This is a genomic window from Rhizobium jaguaris, from assembly GCF_003627755.1.
In the GTDB taxonomy this organism is placed as follows: domain Bacteria; phylum Pseudomonadota; class Alphaproteobacteria; order Rhizobiales; family Rhizobiaceae; genus Rhizobium; species Rhizobium jaguaris.
In genome coordinates this window covers 11,696-28,823 of record NZ_CP032697.1, presented here as the reverse complement: position 1 = coordinate 28,823, position 17,128 = coordinate 11,696, and the positions used below count along the sequence as shown (strand labels likewise).

Sequence of the window (17,128 nt, the reverse complement as noted above, 5' to 3'; positions counted from 1 at the left end):
GAAAACAGCCATGGGGTAGGAAAACCTGCGTCAAGTGTTTGCCTGCAGGCGGAAGGAAAGCGCGGCTCAAACGACGGCGCGTAGGTATATCCTCCGACAGCTCGTCGGATATCTTCCATCGGAACCACTCTCGTCCACAGGACATAGAGATAACGACGTAGCCTCCAAAACGAAAAAGCCCGCCGCGGGAGGAGGTGCGGCAGGCTTTCGAAAAGAACCGAACAGCAGCTGGGAGGAGGAGTGCTGCTGTTCCCGCAGACGATCTTGGGAGGAGGATAAGAGCGCCTGCAAATCGAAGGGATGCGGGAGGAGGTACATCGCTTCGATGGGTCTGAGTATAGACACGCTTTGCCCGTGCGATAGGCATTTCTTTGCAGGGCAGTCATGCGCCATGCGAAAAGCGGGAAGCTCAAGAACGGGCAGCTTTCGTGAGGAAGCGCCAGAGCCACCGAACAAAAGCGCCCACTTGAGGACAATCAGGCGCCGGCAAAAGGACGGAATGAATAGCTATGGAGCCGTTAGCGGGCGACCGCGGCGCGGGCAACGTTGCGGATATCACCGCGATCGATACCGAGATCGTGCAGTTCACGGGTCGACATACGGCCCAGCTCACCGACCGTCTGACGGTACTTGCGCCAATTGTTGAAAGAGCGTGCGACATTCATGATGATCCCCTTTCCTCGGGTATTCGAAGCCGAGCTGCCATCAGCGGCGCTCCGTTCGCTTCGATGAGAGACATATAATATCAAGCCCTGGATTTTTGCAGCGCCAAGGCATCACCACACCTATGCGCTGATCGCATAGATCGGCAAGTCCGGCGGTGTCGTCCTTTCGATCAAGCCCTGAACCGATCGAAGGCCGTCAGGTGCAAGATCGGCGGGTCCGCTTCATCCCATTGGTAGATATCAGAGCGCAGATAGCGAAGTTCCTCATCGAGATCGTCTTCGTCAACTTCGACCCACCAGGACTTCGGGCGACCGTCGCTGCCGTCCGACCAGCGATAGCCCCTCGCCTTCAGATGGTCCTTCATGTCGAACGGACTGTGCTCGGCAAAGATGCGAACACGTGATTGCTGGCTGGCCAGGTATAATTCTTGGAAGGCGCTTTCTTCGTCTGCCTGCTGCCGATCGAGGATCTCCAGAAGCGCAAAGCAGTCGTCCACGGCGCGGTGGCCCTCGTGGAAATAGCCGGCCTGGCCTATGAGGTAGCCGAGCTTCGTGCCTTCGAAGCCGCGAGCGCTCCAATCGATCTCCGAAACCGAGCACGCCCACGCCTTGCCGGAAAAGACAGGTGAGAAAACATCACAGAACGGCCGGTCAAACCCGGCATTGTGGGCGATGACCAGGTCTGCCGGTTCAATCAGTTTACGCAGGGCGCGGATATCAATCACCTGTCCCTCCACCATCGCCTCAGTGATTCCCGTCAGCCGCGTGATCTCGGGCGGGATCGGCGCGGACGGCTGCTGCAAGCCGCCATAGACACCGATAACGTCGCCGATCATTCCATCATCGTTGAAGGTAAAGGCGACTGCACCGATCTCGATGACCTCGTCGGTCCGGTGATTGAGACCCGTGGTCTCCGTGTCGAGAATGACCCCGATACGAGAGAACTCCGGCCGCCTGGACGCGGCAACAGGCCGAGCGACGAGCTTCCTGAGGACGCGATAGTTTCGGCTATCTTCAAGCTTCCGCGCCATGTCTTCGTCGGACAATGTAGTGGGCTGCGGTCGTCGTGGCAGCGCCACGCGTGGGCTCACCTCTTCCACCGCAGGAGGCGGCGCCTTCGAAAACATGTCGAGTTGCGAATCCATTTCCTGCTTTCGTCGCCTGATCGCACAAAAAATAATGGCGCCCGGCATCCTATGCAACGCAAGATCCGATTTGCGATATTGGATAACTATTGGCAAGCGGGCCTGTGAACGATTGCAGCACTGGAGGAGACGATGGACGCAGTTCCAAAATCAGCAGCAGTTCGCTTGAAGGAGATACTTGCGGCCGTGAAGCCCCTTGCAGCCGAATATTACCGCATCAGCGGCAAGCCGCTCGGTGTGACAGGCGAAATTGCCGAATATGTTACGGCCGAACTCCTCGGACTTGAATTGGTCCCTCCCCGTACCGCCGGATATGATGCCTTACGCCACACGGCTGCCAGCCTGGAGCGGGTTCAAATAAAGGGAAGAGCCTATGACCCCGCGGTCAGGAGCACCCAGCGGATAGGCACGATCAAACCGGAAGGTCCATGCGACGTCGTCATGCTGGTGCTGCTCCACAACGGAACTCTCGATCCCGTTGAGATCTGGGAGGCTCCTTTTTCGTCGGTTTTTGCTCGGCTGGCCGAGCCGGGATCGAAATCGAGGAACGAGCGTGGCGCACTTGCTGTGTCGGATTTCAAGCGGATCGGATCGAAGATTTGGCCAACGGAGCAAGGATCATAAAGGATGCTGTATTCGCCTATACGTCCTGTTTCGCAGACAAGATCGACCGCCTTGAAAGGACTCGAACCGCCGACCCCGCCGTTGAGTCGTTATGTTCGCGCCGAATTCCCCTGTACGGGCAAGCTACTTGCTCTCAGGAATGCCCGATGTGGGGCCGGTTGCCGACAGGCAGCTTTCGAGCGGTTTAAGTAGGAGAGCGAACCTCTATTCAGGATGCTTGTAGAGCATCTATGTGGCAACATCGGCATTATGGGCTGAGGAACCGCCCGTTATGGCGTGGGTCGAGACACTGTGCGGAAGGGCGAATGAATGAAGTTGAGCGGCGAGCAGCGAACGCGGTTGTAAAACCGATTAGAATCTTGCGGCACCCTCACTTCCTCCCTATAAACTAATGCTCCGGCTGCCACATCGATGCAACCGGAGGGGGAGAAGATTTTCAACCATGTGCGCGGTAGCTCACACTACAACTATCGCGATGCAACAGCGAACACGAGCGACCGCAGGAGTTCGCGCCGTTGGCTGATGCCTTGCTTGCCCAGGATATTCTTGACGGTGCGGCTGTTCGCGACCGGCCGAATCTGTTCGTGATCGGCATTTTCGACCGGCGCATCACCTTCTATTCCCAACAGGTCCGGGCGCTGTCGCTGGTCCACGCGCTCAAGGAACTTGGCTATCTCCATGCCAATCCGAGGATAGCGGTCGTTGGCGGCGGGGCGGCCGGCGTCACCGCAGCCGCAGCTGCCGCGCTGGTCACCGGGTCGCAGGTCGTGTTGTTCGAATCCGCCGATGCCCTCTTGCCCCTTCAGTCGACGACCGATCGGCGGCGGCTCGATCCGCATATTACGATTGGCCGGCGCACTACACGACCGATCCCATAGCCGACCTGCCAATCCTTGACTGGGAATCTGGGACATGCCGCACCGTCCGCGACGATGTACTGCTCGGGTTCGAGGACATCGTTGTCAGGCTCGCACCGCGGCTCGAGCGACGGCTGCGCCATCAGGTTACCGCGCTTACACGAACTGCGGACGGTTATCAGCTCCACATCACTGATCTCAATGCACCGCCGCCAGGCGCGGAGCTGCGCGAACAGTTTCACATGGTGTTTCTCGCCGTCGGGTTCGGACTCGAGCCGGGCGAACCGGTGCCGTCGATACAGAGCGCCAGCTATTGGACCGATGCCGGCGTTCCCGTTGCCGAGTTTGCAGGTCGGCCCACCCCGCGGTTCTTCGTCAGTGGCGCGGGCGACGGCGGACTGATCGATTTCGTGGCCGCCGGAGCCCGCGATTTCGATCATGCCGGGATGATCCGGCTGATCTCCGAACATCCCGGCATCGCGGCGTTAAAGCCGGTCCTTGCCGCGATCGATGTGCGCGCTCGCGCTGAGGATGCCAAGGGCGCCCGCTTCGATTTCATGGCGGCCTATGACGCTGAGCTTCTTCAATCGCTCACAGACATCGGCCTCGTCGCTGCGGTCGCGCAGCAACTCCGCCCCGGCGTGCAGTTAACGTTTCAGACCCAGCATGCCGAGCTGTTCGATGTCTCAACGGCAACGCTCAACCGGCTCGCCGCCTATCTCACCATCAAAGCCTGCGCTGGCGATGCCCAGCGCTCCTTCCGGCATCTGCAATGCGGCGTCGTGACGCGGATCGACGCGCCGGATCCGGCGCCGATCATCGCCCCCTTCTGGCTCGATTGCGCAGGGGAAACGGTCGCTGCGGATGCAGTGATCGTGCGGCGCGGTCCCCGGCGCGAAGTGGTGCGGGCTCCCTTTGCCCCACACCTGGCCAGTTTTGATGTGACGCACAGGGAATGGCTTGCCCGCCATGGCGACGCGACGCTTGTCCCGAAGTTGTCAGGACCGGCACGTTCCCTATTCCGGGAGGCAGCGCGCAGCGCGAATATCCTCGCTCCGCGGCTGCAGCGACAGGCAGCCAACCAGCTCCCCATATCGGTGCAGCTACTACGCGAAGGCGCCAACATCCGCTGGTCTGGCGCGGTCCCGGCGGAGCAGCTTATCCGATCGTGGAGCGAGCAGCAGCCCTTTGAGATCATCTTGCCCGATGCGCCCGAGGCTCTTGGCGCCGTCGCAGGGGCCGTGCTGCGGGTCGCCTGCCACAGCAACAATTGCCGGCTCCACGCCGCGCCCGGCCTGTGGAGCCGGCTGGTCCGCGAGCTCAGCCTAGAATCGCCGCACGCTGAAGGCATGGCGATGCCAGCGATCGTGGCCGGCAATCCCGGCGGCGCCGCCCAGGATCCGGTGGCGCTGCCGCTCGATATTCTAGCGCGTCGGATTCACCGGTCGCTCGATAGCTGGCTGCTCGAGCGCCTGGACGCACACCTCCAGCCATTTTTCGCGAGCAATGCTGATCCCGGCCGCCCGATCAACGTCAAGATCGCACAGGATCTTCGGGCGGCCATGGCCGCGACCTGGGCGATCTGGCATGCATCGTTTACCGATGACCCGGCACTGCTGAACCATTTCCTGCGCCTGATGATCTGTGCGGTCGACGAGGACGAACATCGCGACGCGGCACAGATTCTCGTCGGCCCCAGCAAATGGCCCGTGATCCTGCGCGGGACCGCTGTCGCGCTTGCCATCGCCGCGGCCTGGGACGCCACATCGCCCAAAAGCGCCAGGCCGGGCAATCTGGTTCGCCTACGCGACGGCGACAGCGAATGGGCCGGTCATGGATGCGCGGCTGACATGATCAACGGTGACGAGATGTCATTGTGTGCCGCCTCCTTCATGTGGCAGACTCAGTTCGTCATCCTCGTGGTCAAAAGTGCCATCGAGGTCACCCGAATCGCCGAACGGCCGTTCGCGCAGATCGACACCGACCAGCCGGGGCTCAGCGATACGGATGGCTCTGGTCCGGTGATCATGTCGATCAGTCGCGATTTCATCGACGCGGCGGCGGCGGGTCTGGCCGAGCTACGCGCCCTGCTGGCAACGGTTGAGGCGCGGCACTTTGAGGGGCTTGAAAAGACGATCATGAAAGGTGCGGCATGACGGATAGTGCGACTCTGTCACCTGGACTGGCTGATTTCGCTGACCGGCTGCGCAACGCGGCGCTGAAGCTCGAGCTCAAGGTCGAGGATCGGCCCGAACTAGCGAGCGCAACCTTCAACGGCGGATCGGCCAAGTCGACGACGCTCAGTTCGACCGATCTGCCGGCGGAAAGCCATGCGATCCGGATTGATCGCTTCAATATCGTGCTGGGCATCCTGCCCGACGTTGCCGCCATGGAAGCGGTGCTCGAGACGCTGCGGCGCTACCGCAATCAATGTGTCGTCGCGCGCTCGTTCCTCGGGGCTAACGAGACACTGGACTTGCAGCTGATGCTACTGGGACCACGAGCGAGCGAGCGGCAGGAAGCCTGGCGCGCGATGGCGTTGATGGTCGAGCGCGATGACCGCGTCGCTCGCAAGCTGGCGTGGCTGCGCCCCGAAGATCCGCTGAATGACGAAGAGAGTTTCGCCGACTTCCTCAAGCGAACCTTCCTTGCCCGGCCATGGATCCATGCCGAAGGCCAGTTCGAGGATGTGGCGCTCGATGAGCTGAGCGGCACCGGTGCGACCGCGCCGGGTCTACCGCGGACGACGGCGGACGAATGGGAGCGGATCGCACTAGACGAGAAGAAGACGCCGGATGAAATTGTCGCGGCGTTGGTCAAATCCTGGGGTCGGAGGGGTCAGGCATGAGCGAGATCTTTCTCTCCCGCATCGTGATCCAGGATTTCCGGACCTTCGGCGACTTCGCGATCGACATTCCGGCGGCGCCCGGTCTTGTTCTGCTCACCGGCACCAACGGCTTGGGAAAAAGCAGCTTCTTCGATGCAATCGAATGGGGACTGACCAACAGAATCCGCCGGTTCGAACCCTATATCAACAAGGGCCGCAAGAAACTCGTCGAGAAGGACTATCTCACGCGCCGGGGCGCTGAGCCAGGGTCGCATAGCGTCGCGCTAACCTTCTCGGACGGCGACGCTGTCGAGCGCAGCGCAACCGGCGGCACAGCGATGGCGGACATCGTCGCGCAACTTGCGCGGCCCGACCGCCGCACGATTAACGATCTTGGGACCTATCTCGCCCTCACTCATTTCCTCGGGCAGGCAGCACAGCAGCGATTCACCAGCCGCGACCCGCAGGACCAATGGCAGGCGCTCAAAGGGCCGAGCGGCATCGATCGGCTCGAGCGAGTTCGCGCGGGCCTGCGCGGGCGGGCGACCATCGCTGCATTCACGCGCAGGCTCGACGCCGAACAAGGCGTCGTCGCCACGCTCGATCGGGAGATCGCGGACTGGCAAGGATGGATTGCCCGCCTTGAGCGGCTTCGCGCTGCCGCCCGCGCAACCGGCGTGCTCACGGCCGACGAAGTTGCTGCGCGGATTGACCGGCTCGAGAATGACCTTCAGCAACTCGCAGCGGGCCAGCCGCTTGCGATCACTAGCGAGGGCATCGGACCGCGCCTCGCGGCGATCGCCGATCGGATCGACGAGGCCTTGCGGACGACCGGCGAACGCAAGGCAGCGCTGGAGGGGCTATCGGCGCAGTTCCTAGTTAGCCAGGCCGAAGGTCGGCTCGATCATCCAAGCCTCTTGCGGCTACGCAGCGTGATCAGCGATGCGCGGGCGCGGCTCGATCTGGCGTCACAGCTGGTCGGCTCGACCGGCGCCGCAGTGACCGCGCAGACCGCAGCGATCGCCACGATCGACCAGAACATCGCCGTGCTTGATGCGGCGCGTACTGATTTCGCCCGCCGTGCCCAGCTGGCCGAGCTGATCTCGACCGAGCAGCAGGATCGGACGTCGCTGACCGAGGCGATCGCGGCGCACCGCACGACGATCGTGGAAGCCGATGCGAAGATCAGCCAGCATGGCGAGGCCAGTGCCGAAGTTGCGAGGCTGCGGAGTCTCGCTGCATCGGCGCGTACACTAAACGAGGCGATGGCGGATTGCCTAGATCTCGAAGCCGAGTCCGGAGCTGCCGAGTCCGCACTGACACAGGGACGCGAGGCCGCCGCACGCGCCGCGTCCGAACTTGTCCCGCTCGAGACGCAGCTAGCCGATCTCGACAGCAAGATTGCCGATGCCGAACGCGAACGCGCCGAGGCTGATCGCCATGCGTCGGCGATCAGTGCGGCCTTGTCGCAGCTGGCCAGCCATATCCATGAGGACGATACCAACTGCCCGGTGTGCCAGACGCCGTTTGAACCGGGCGCGCTCAAGGCGCTTGCTGATGCTGCGGCGTCGGGCAGCGACCATCGCCTCGCGCAAGCCGATGACGCGCTGGAGGCCTTGCGGAGCACCCGACCTCCGCTCGGCGATGAAATACATCGCCTTCGCGGGGTCGTTGCGGCGGTCGAGGGGCTCGAACGGGGCGCGAGGACAGCGGCTGATGCGCTGACAAATGCACGTACCAGCATTGCCCAAACCCTCGCTACCGCCCCCGAGAGCGACCTTGCCGCGCTTACGGCAACCCGGGCACGCGATGCGGATGCCGCACTTGCAGCGGCAGAGGCAGCGCTGGCACCGCTGTCGGCAAACGCGGCGGCGGCAACCGAACAGCGATCGAGCGTTGCGGCTGATCTTGACGAACTCATCGCGCGCGACAACCAGCTTGGCGCACGGCTGGTACAGTATCAGGCAGAGGACAAGGCCTGCGCCGATCGCATCGCCGCACGCAATCTATCAAACGCGACGATCGGCGACATTGAGACGAGATTGACGGCTGAGCGCAAGCGCCGCGAAGACGCGCGGGCTCGTCTGGCACAACTGAGCGAGGCGGCGTCCAGCGCGTCTGCGGACGTCCAACGCGAGCAGGCCGCGCTCGACCTCGCGCAACGCGACCTTGCCGCGGCCGAGGCAGCCCGCACATCCTCTGAACAGGCGGCGCAGCAGATGCAGCAACGCTGGACGCGTGCTGGTCTCAACGACATTCCGAGCCAGGCTGAATATGACCGTGGGCTCTCCGCCATCGAGGCCCTGCTGGCGAGTTTGCGGTCACTGGCCGAACGCCAACTCGTCCTTGGCCGGGAAAATGAGGATGCGCTCCTCCAGACCGAAATAGACGAGATCGCCGCTTCGATGCGGGCGACCGGAGGCGACGACGGCGTTCGGGATCCGGCGGCCTATCTGGCCGCGCTGCAGACCAGGCTCGACGCAGCGCGGGCGGCGGTCAAACTCACCACCGCGGCACGAAGTGCGGTGAATCGCTACTCGGAAGACCTTCAGAAGCAGGCTGACGATTTCTCGGCGCGCGTGCTAGACCCGCTCAATACGGTGATCGACGATTTTAATGAGGCGATGCTGAGCACGCCTGGTGAAAGCATTCAGTTCAAGGCCGACACGAGGGTCGATGCGACCAGTTTTGGCATGGCGCTGCGCTACCGCGAGAAGGTCGCCAATGCGATCGAGACGAAGAAAGATTTGCCGCCTCAGGTCGTTTTGAGCGAAGGTCAGCTTGCCGCGAATGGTTTCAGCATTCTTTGCGCGGCGAGTACCGCCTATCCTTGGTCCCGCTGGCGCGCCCTACTGCTCGACGATCCGCTGCAGCATAATGACATCATTCACACGGCCGCCTTTGTCGATGTGATGCGCAATATGGTCGAATTGAACGGTTATCAGCTGATCATGTCGAGCCATGACCGCGGCGAAAGTGAGTTCATCGCACGCAAATTCGATGCAGCCGGTCTGCCCTGCTCCACGGTCCTGTTAACAGCGCCGTCGGACAAAGGCGTGGTCTGGAACGCGCCAGAACATAACAAGGCCGCGAGACGGATATTACGCAAGAATGCACAGCCTCCAAGCGCCAGCAGCGCCTGACGTGGCTTAATCGAAGGTTACTGTGCTTGTGGTTAAGTGCGTGCGGATTCCGACGTGAAGCCGGCCGCCAATCCGATCAAAGACCGGCCACCATTCCGATTTGAAGCCGGCCACCGTTCCAATCAAAGACCGGCCAGTTTTCGGCACTGAAGATTACCTCCTGGGTCAGCAACTTTGGCATCAAATACCTTGCGATGAACGAGGGGATTTTGATGCCGGCAAAGAGAAGGCTGACCATGAGACATTTGCGACAAATGCTGCGGCTTGCGGCAAGCGGAACCAGCTCGCGTGAGATTGCCGTCGTGTTGGGAATTGCGCGTAGCACGGTGCAGGATAATCTGCAGCGCGCAGCGGCGGTTGGGTTAAACTGGCCCTTGCCTGGGGATCTCACCGACGATGCGCTCGAGAGCAAACTCTTCACTCGTAATGGCATCAAACACGGCACGAGACGACGCGTCGAACCCAATTGGTCCGATCTTGCCATCGAGCTCAAGAAGCCCGGCGTTACCATGCTCATCCTGTGGGAGGAGTATCGTGGGTCGCACCCCGAGGGTTATGGCTATAGCCGCTTTTGTGAGCTCCTACGTGGTTTCCAACAGCGGCTTTCACCGACGATGCGCCAGGAGCATGCGGCCGGCGACAAGGTCTTCGTCGACTATTCCGGCAAGAAGATCCCGATCGTTGATCGCAAGACTGGCGAGATCCGCGAGGCGGAGATCTTCGTGGCGGTGCTCGGTGCATCCAGCTTCACCTATGCTGAGGCGACATGGACGCAAACGCTGCCTGATTGGATTGGTTCGCATGTCCGGATGTTTCGTTTCTTCGATGGCGTTCCGCGGCTGGTCGTCCCTGACAATCTGAAGTCGGGCGTCAATCGAGCCAGCTTCTACGATCCCGAGATCAACCGCAGCTACGGCATGATGGCCTCCCATTATGGCGTCGGTGTTCTTCCGGCACGGCCGCGACGTCCGAAGGACAAATCGAAAGTGGAAAATGGAGTCCGTTTTGCCCAATCGTGCATTTTGGGGCGGCTGCGTAACCAGACATTCTTCTCGCTGGCCGAGGCCAACGCCGCCATCGGCCAGGCACTTGATCGCATCAATGATCACGTCATGCGCCGGCTCGGCGTCAGTCGCCGGCAACTTTTTGAGAGTGTCGAACGTGCCGCGCTCGCCAGCCTTCCTATCGAAGACTACGAATTCGCCGAATGGCGTCTGGCCCGCGTCTCGACGGATTACCATGTCGAGTTCAAGACCTTCCTTTATTCCGTGCCGCATGGTCTCATTCGCCAGCAGGTCGATCTGAGGGCAACAGCACGCACCATCGAGATCTTCCATCGCGGCAAGCGCATCGCCGTGCATCAGCGCCGCTATGGCGGCCCGCGTCATGGAACCGACCCGGATCACATGCCCAGTTCCCATCGGCGCTATGCCGAGTGGACGCCGGATCGCTTTCGACGCTGGGGCGCATCCATCGGGCCGCAGACGGAAGGGTTGGTCATCGCAATCCTCGCCAGTCGTCCGCATCCCGAACAGGGCTTTCGAACATGCCTGGGTGTCCTGCGCCTGTTTCGCGACATCGAACGCAGTCGTGCCGAAGCCGTATCAGCACGCGCGGTCGAGATCGGTGGGCTGAACTGCAAAAGCATTGCTTCGCTCCTGGCCAACCACAAGGCCGGCCGCCATTCCACCGAACCAACCGCCATTGTCGATCACGCCAATCTGCGTGGCCCTGATTACTTTCATTGAGGAGACAAACCAATGCTGATCAATCCCACCATCGATATGCTGCGCGAACTCGGCCTTTACGGCATGGCCACAGCCTTCCAGGAGCTCGACGCACAGTCAGAAGCGCGCGGCCTCGAGCATGGAGAATGGCTTGCCATCCTGCTCGAGCGCGAAGCTACCATGCGCCGCCAGAAGCGGTTCGAAGCCCGCGCCAGGGCTGCTAAGCTTCGCCATGATGCACAGATCGAGAATGCCGACTTTCGTGCGGCCCGCGGTCTCGATCGCAATCTATTCATGGCGCTTGCTGGCTGCGACTGGATCCGTAAGCACCACAGTCTCCTCGTCACCGGGCCAGCCGGCGTCGGTAAAAGTTGGCTTGCCTGCGCCCTCGGCCACAAGGCATGCCGCGAAGATTTCTCCGTCGCATACCACCGAGTTCCGCGGCTGTTCGCCACGCTCGCACTTGCAAGAGGTGACGGGCGCTACGGCAGGATCCTCAAATCTCTCGCCAAGACCGACCTGCTGATCCTCGATGACTGGGGACCAGAAAAGCTCAACGATGATCAGCGGCGTGATCTTCTCGAGATCATCGAGGACCGCTACGAGCGTCGATCAACGATCGTCACCAGTCAGGTGCCCCTGGATCGCTGGTGGGAAATCATAGCAAATCCAACGCTCGCCGATGCCATCCTGGATCGCCTCGTTCACAATGCCTATCGCATCGATCTCACTGGCGAGAGCATGCGAAAACAGCGTTCGCCAGGAGCGCCTGAAACATCCCACGCTTGACCAAAAACAAAACTCAATCCAAACATCAACGAGACCCAGGATCAGTCCGAGAAATGGCCGGCTTCAAATCGGAACGCTGGCCGGAATGAAATCGGAATGACTGGCCGGCTTCAAATCGGAATCGATGGCCGGCTTCATCGGAATACGCAAGTGCGATCTGTTCGCCGAAGATGATCGGTAATCTCGCCTGACGCAAGTCCGCGTCAATACCGGTCAAGCGGTCGCCGTTGCGCTGCGCACGGATGAGCAGAATGTCGCGGATGACCACGAGCGCGGCGTCTACAGATCCTCAAATTGCAAGCGAAATTGTCGTCCCCTTTCAGGGCTGCTCAGCAAGCCCTTAAATGTCCGATATGGGGCGCAAAGCAGTCGTCCTGCGCTTGGCTGTGATGCCGCTTTTTAGAGACGACAAGCCACAGCCCACAAAATCGGATCTGTTTGATGTGATGGGACTCAAACCATTGAAACCTTGTTACCATCCTTACCTCTAATTTCACTCTCTAATTTTTTGAACCTCTCAGGTTGATTATCATTCCGCCGAATAGCGGGCCCAATGGACGGAAAGTGAGCCGGTGATGTTGGCTCCACTTGCATCATACCGACGTGCATACTGATCAGCGGCGCCACAATTTCTTCGACGTGTCGACACGCTCCTATTCCTGCTCCCACTTTGCTCTCAGGACGGCGGTTCTGGCGCTCCCATCAACGCCTGGATAGATTCGGCTGAAGTTCATTCCCATAAGCTCTAGGTCTGCTAAAGCGCGCCTGACATCTGTGGCAGGTATAGAGAATCGTCGCAGCGCGGCGGGCGCCTCGTCGAAATGTGATACGTACTCCTCCAAGCTGTCATATGGAGCCTTGAGGAGCGTGAACCATCCAAGTTGATTTCGCAACCTTTCGTTGCCATAAGAGGGGACATGGATAATCTCAACGCCCGCCTCAGAGCTCCACACGTTGGCTACGCAGCGGTCGATACACCAAACCGCAACGTTTTTTACGTAGCTCTCGTGGCCTTCTATGAGCGCGTTTGCGTCTAGTCCGGCAAAAGCGAAGAATGCGGCGACGTAGGGACTTTCGCTCCAATCAAGAAGTCGCGTCGGGACCCCGTAGTGTTGTGCGAGACCGAGTCTTCGATTTGGGTCAGACCAAATGTCACGGTCAATTTGAAGACCTTCAGTCTCTTGTTCGAACAGTGTCATGAGCTTCTTTGAGGCTTCCGCCTTGTATCGTCTCTCTCCCTTGAACCAGCGGTCGAACGAAGAGATCAGCGGCCAACTCTCTGAACCCTGCCCTCGAAATAGGAAACGACCTCGGTCGAACGGTTTTCCCGTGAACAGATCCTGGAGATCTGCCGATTTGAAATCATGCCAGCTTTTGCTTGTAGTGGTAGCAAACTGTGTCAACGAACAATCCTAATTCTTCCGTTACGCATTGTACGGAGGCTAGCGTCTCTCCGTAAACGTTGAGTTATTCGACCGATCCCGATGCCCGTCGTCGCGCGGTTCCGTACTGGTCAAAGGCTTTTGTCTCCGTCTACGGTCGTTCGTTCAACTGCGACGCCATCGTTGTAGCTGCCGGAGACCGGTCGACCAGAATTATTGACGCGCTTGGTATCATCCTTCCAATACATACGTCGATGGTGCGTTCGCTAATTGAGTCGGTGATGGACGACAGCCAGTCCAGATACAGCGGCGACCGCGGAACCTTGTTCCTTTATACCCGGTAGCTCAGCACAATCGATCTCTTATGCAAGTGAACCAGCCTTTCCGCTTTGCGATCTCGTCGAGAACAGGCGGATGGTGATTTCAGTATCACGAGCGCATCTCCAGCCTAAACGTCTCGTATAGTCAGTTGCAACGGCAGTTCAACGGGCGGTTCGTCCTCTCGTGCGAGAGGAGTGTAAGGAAGGCCGTCGGGAATGCGCCTGTTATCGACATTTTGTTTCAGGGAGGCTAGCAGACGCTCGGTCGCCGCATCCATGGAAACGGCATTCACAGGGTTTTGCGGCGGAAGCTTTCGCCATTGAAGATCGTCTTGATCTTCGCCCCGGCCGAGCACGGCGAAACCATCGGGAAATATTGCGCCACCCGAGGCTTTCGCGGCCCCTCTCAGGATTTCGTCGAACTCCGGGAGGTTCTCCAGCAAGCTGGACTTCGCTTCTTCGGCTTCGATATAACCAAAGACCTTCCGGGCAGTTTCCAATTCAAGAGCCAACCTTTTCAACACGGGAACCGGAAGCCGTTGAAAAGCCAGTTCATCATCCTTGCCGTGTTCCGGCCGCTCTATCAGAAATTCCCCGACAATCCAGGTTTTTTTGAGCCAGCGGACTGTTACAAAGACTTCTTCCGAGGGTCTCCAAGTCCTGGCGCGTGCTGCCTCACCGACTCCCGTGCCAAATAGAAGCGTCAGCACACCACAGTAATTCCCGAAGCGTATCGAACTTGGATCTGACTGCTTATCCGGATCTAAACCGCCTCCTTCGCAGTCAGGTTGGGCGACCTGAGTGTGATGTATGAATACCTCTGCTTTTTTGTCTGATGTCATCCAGCTCCCGATCGCAAAGCCGTGGCTGGCTATGAACGATCCGATCTCGATCGCGAGGTAGGGTTCGACCTGTCCAGAGTAGCCTTCCCGTACCGTCTTATCGAAAGCTGATTTACTGCTTCCCTTGGTTGCCTTCGATTCAGCAAGCGCGACGAAATCGTCGCTGCTTCGGCTGAAAATAAAATCAGGCGTTCGATCGGTGTCTACATCGCCATGCACCGTGTAATTTTCGAAGTGGTCCACCCAGCGGTAACCATCCGCGATCATCTGGAGGTAGGCAATTCCATCACCAACCAGCGCAGTCATCGACTTCCGGAGATAATCTTTCAGTCCGCGGACTGACTCAAGAAACGCAAAGTCGTCACTGTCTTCTTCAACGTGTCTCGCGATCAATAGCCGACATGCTTCAACATGTGCCTGGGTCGCCTGCTGATCCAAAGCCAAGCGACTGGAGCACTGGGCCATCGCTCCAAAGAGCTCAGCAGGCGTGAAAAAGACCTTTGTGTTACTTGGAACACGGCCTTCGATCAAACGCGAACTCTTGCTCGCGTGCCCGGTCAGTTTGCTTAGCTTGACTTCCTTGCGCTTCGCGTTCCATGACGACTTGCTCATTGCCCCATCCAATTAGACTTGCGTATTTGAAATTGCCGCCATTATGCTTAGAACCACATGTTACAGCATCGCACGCTTGTTCATCGTGCGAGCGCCATCGAGCATCGCTCTGGCCACAGGGCCCATTAGTGTGACACGCTTGGCGTCCCACACGATGTCGCCGGTCCGCGACTCCAGATGCCTCAGGTCCTTAAGGCTTTCAGACACTCCTACTCCGGAGCGGCACAGATAGTGAAGTTGATCGATGCTCATCCACCAGGTCGACATGGCGAAATCGTGGAGTGCATCTTGCCTGTCTTGATCTTGCTGCGCGACACAAATGGCATCGACACTTTGGGCAAGGACTGCCAACTGCTTGTTGATTTTAGCGGTGACTGCGTCGGCTACAGGTTTCTGTGTTGAGACACGGCTTCCGAACAACCGCGCAAAAAGTGGGATGATTGTACCCCGTGCTTGCAACGCACCGTGGTCAAAGAGGCTAATAGCGAATTTTTCAACCTGCCGCCCGTTCAGCTCAAGCGACCGTCCATCCTCGAAAACGATCTTCCCGTCCGATCGGAGCTTCGCCTCGTGTCTGGCCAATTGGCCTTGCATTTTGAGGAAGCTCTCTGTGAGGTCGGACAGCACCGCCAGACTATCCCCCTGGCGCGCGGAGTTTGTCAGTACTTTCTTTTTGCACTCAAAAAGGTAGATGTGGCTTTCGTCCTCGGCAACGATATCGATTTCGAGACGATGTCCCCTGCTCTTTCCGTGGTATTTCGCCCCCTCATGGGTGACGGTCATACCGATGTCTCTCAAGACGTCGGCCGTCAAAAGCTCAAGGGCGCTTCCGAACTTGTTCTCCAGCTTCGATAGATCGGTCGCGGCGCCAAATTTGCCAGCCTTCCGCTTTTCGTCCTTCCGCATCAGTTCGAGCAAGCGGTCTACCAATGCACGAACGGCGATGGATTTGGGTTGAAGTAGAAATTCGTTTGATCCCATTGCAATCAGCGGAAACGCCGCGTCCATTCTTTTGTTGGTGTCCGCCGGCCCATCATACTCCCGGTTTATCCGGGATGCGGGGATAGACAGGAGTTCCAGCAGCGGGGTCAACCTGGCAAGATCTGCAGAACCCGACGCAAAGAACACCGCCGAAAACTGCCGAAGCTGGCTTTCTTCCGCTAGCTCGAGTAGTCGCGTCGTGAACATTCTCCACTCGGATGGCGATGCTCGCGGAAAATCGCAGCCCACCCTTTCAAGCGCATTGAAGAACATCCCGACGATTTTCAATCCAGCCTTCGGTTGCCACTGCGCGAAACTGAAAAGTTCGTCATATAGGACGGTTTCCCGGAGAACTTTTTCCAAAAAGCGGGTGGGCAGTGATGTGTTCTCGAATATGCTATGGGGTTCGAGATCGAGAGCCGCGGCGAGATGTCTCGCATGAAGCTCGGCTTTCAAGATCTCGGCAGTCGGATTGCCTGTCCTTGTTTGCGAACCCAGATGCTTGAGGGCGACATTGTAAATGTAGTGGAACGGTGTCCCTGCTTGCGAAACTTCATAGACCTGTGCAGGAGTTCGGGCTGAACTTAGCGATCCGTCGATACTTCGCCCGGTCCCCTGCATACCTTGGAGAAGCAGGTTTGCAGTGTTGAGGCCGCCGGCGGCAGCAACGTGTTTTTCGATCTTGCGGCAAATGTGTCTGAAAGACTTCGAGCTCAGACGCGCCCCACGTCCATCTAACTCTACCTCGAAACCTAGTTGTTCAAAGAACAACAAGGACCCAGCGACGATGCCCTGCCGACTGTTGGTCGAAAGCCTATACATTGCCCTAGCCATCAATCGCGACGCGTGCCCCAACGCCTCGGTCCATGCTTTGCGGTTCGAAAATGGGGCGATGTTTCTTTCACCGCTACACGCATCCCGAACGATAGCAAGTAGTTGCCAACGCTCTGGTGGCGCGCGGCCCAGATGCACCGCGATCTGTAGAACGTTCCAAAAATAGTGAAGCGCTTCCCAGTCCATCCCCTCCGGACACGAGAGCACGCGGCGAATGCGGACATAGATCTCTTCATGGTCGAGCGGCTTCATCACCGCATCGTCATGGAACTCACCAATAGTAGAAGACATGAAGTCATCGAATGCGGTTGTCGAAATCACAACGCTCATCGGTTTCCCTTCAGAAAGATCCCTAGCGACGACTCCTCTGATCCAGAGCC

The 17,128-nt window shown here is 59.2% G+C and carries 14 protein-coding genes; 7 read left to right on the top strand and 7 right to left on the bottom strand.

The annotated features are described in order from the left end of the window. Positions 1 to 518: 518 nt before the first annotated feature. Complete coding sequence (locus CCGE525_RS36970; RefSeq protein WP_120709236.1) at positions 519 to 665, bottom strand: DUF1127 domain-containing protein; 147 nt, start codon at positions 663 to 665, stop codon at positions 519 to 521. 170 nt (positions 666 to 835) lie between these two features. Next, positions 836 to 1,810, bottom strand: coding sequence for a 3'-5' exonuclease (locus tag CCGE525_RS36965; RefSeq protein ID WP_120709235.1), 975 nt, complete (start codon positions 1,808 to 1,810; stop codon positions 836 to 838). A gap of 132 nt (positions 1,811 to 1,942) precedes the next feature. Here CCGE525_RS36965 and CCGE525_RS36960 point away from each other — a divergent pair, with 132 nt between their 5' ends. The 5 genes from CCGE525_RS36960 (at position 1,943) to CCGE525_RS36940 (ending at position 9,261) form a co-directional block, all read left to right on the top strand. Then, positions 1,943 to 2,434 (top strand): DUF6998 domain-containing protein, encoded by a 492-nt coding sequence (locus tag CCGE525_RS36960; protein WP_120709234.1) that lies wholly within the window; start codon positions 1,943 to 1,945, stop codon positions 2,432 to 2,434. A gap of 515 nt (positions 2,435 to 2,949) precedes the next feature. After that, the gene (locus tag CCGE525_RS36955) at positions 2,950 to 3,312 is read left to right on the top strand and encodes an NAD(P)-binding protein (protein ID WP_120709233.1); all 363 of its coding nucleotides are present in this window, start codon (positions 2,950 to 2,952) and stop codon (positions 3,310 to 3,312) included. A 221-nt stretch (positions 3,313 to 3,533) separates the two neighbouring features. After that, complete coding sequence (locus CCGE525_RS36950) at positions 3,534 to 5,447, top strand: ABC-three component system protein (RefSeq protein WP_120709232.1); 1,914 nt, start codon at positions 3,534 to 3,536, stop codon at positions 5,445 to 5,447. Beyond that, a complete protein-coding gene (locus CCGE525_RS36945; protein WP_120709231.1) occupies positions 5,444 to 6,139 on the top strand; it encodes an ABC-three component system middle component 1 in 696 nt (231 codons plus the stop codon). The genes CCGE525_RS36950 and CCGE525_RS36945 overlap by 4 nt, the downstream gene beginning before the upstream one ends. Continuing rightward, positions 6,136 to 9,261: an AAA family ATPase gene (locus CCGE525_RS36940; RefSeq protein WP_120709230.1), complete on the top strand. Its 3,126-nt coding sequence runs from the start codon at positions 6,136 to 6,138 to the stop codon at positions 9,259 to 9,261. The genes CCGE525_RS36945 and CCGE525_RS36940 overlap by 4 nt, the downstream gene beginning before the upstream one ends. A gap of 76 nt (positions 9,262 to 9,337) precedes the next feature. Here CCGE525_RS36940 and CCGE525_RS38705 read toward each other — a convergent pair whose 3' ends face one another. Then, the gene (locus CCGE525_RS38705) at positions 9,338 to 9,499 is read right to left on the bottom strand and encodes a hypothetical protein (protein WP_162950446.1); all 162 of its coding nucleotides are present in this window, start codon (positions 9,497 to 9,499) and stop codon (positions 9,338 to 9,340) included. Here CCGE525_RS38705 and istA point away from each other — a divergent pair. Both istA and istB read left to right on the top strand, forming a co-directional pair. Next, a complete protein-coding gene (istA, locus tag CCGE525_RS36935) occupies positions 9,474 to 11,009 on the top strand; it encodes an IS21 family transposase (RefSeq protein WP_162950448.1) in 1,536 nt (511 codons plus the stop codon). The two genes, CCGE525_RS38705 and istA, sit on opposite strands and share 26 nt — an antisense overlap. A 12-nt stretch (positions 11,010 to 11,021) precedes the next feature. After that, positions 11,022 to 11,777 carry an IS21-like element helper ATPase IstB gene (gene istB, locus CCGE525_RS36930; protein WP_120709229.1) on the top strand — a complete coding sequence of 252 codons (756 nt, stop codon included), beginning with the start codon at positions 11,022 to 11,024 and terminating at the stop codon, positions 11,775 to 11,777. A gap of 25 nt (positions 11,778 to 11,802) precedes the next feature. On the opposite strand, the gene CCGE525_RS36925 is transcribed toward istB, so the two are convergent. From CCGE525_RS36925 to CCGE525_RS36910, 4 genes are all read right to left on the bottom strand, one after another. Next, positions 11,803 to 12,045, bottom strand: coding sequence for a hypothetical protein (locus tag CCGE525_RS36925; protein WP_120709228.1), 243 nt, complete (start codon positions 12,043 to 12,045; stop codon positions 11,803 to 11,805). Between the two features lie 385 nt (positions 12,046 to 12,430). Further along, positions 12,431 to 13,180 (bottom strand): FRG domain-containing protein, encoded by a 750-nt coding sequence (locus CCGE525_RS36920; RefSeq protein WP_120709227.1) that lies wholly within the window; start codon positions 13,178 to 13,180, stop codon positions 12,431 to 12,433. 427 nt (positions 13,181 to 13,607) lie between these two features. Then, positions 13,608 to 14,933, bottom strand: coding sequence for a hypothetical protein (locus CCGE525_RS36915; RefSeq protein WP_120709226.1), 1,326 nt, complete (start codon positions 14,931 to 14,933; stop codon positions 13,608 to 13,610). Between the two features lie 60 nt (positions 14,934 to 14,993). After that, positions 14,994 to 17,078: a hypothetical protein gene (locus CCGE525_RS36910; RefSeq protein ID WP_120709225.1), complete on the bottom strand. Its 2,085-nt coding sequence runs from the start codon at positions 17,076 to 17,078 to the stop codon at positions 14,994 to 14,996. Positions 17,079 to 17,128 lie beyond the last annotated feature (50 nt).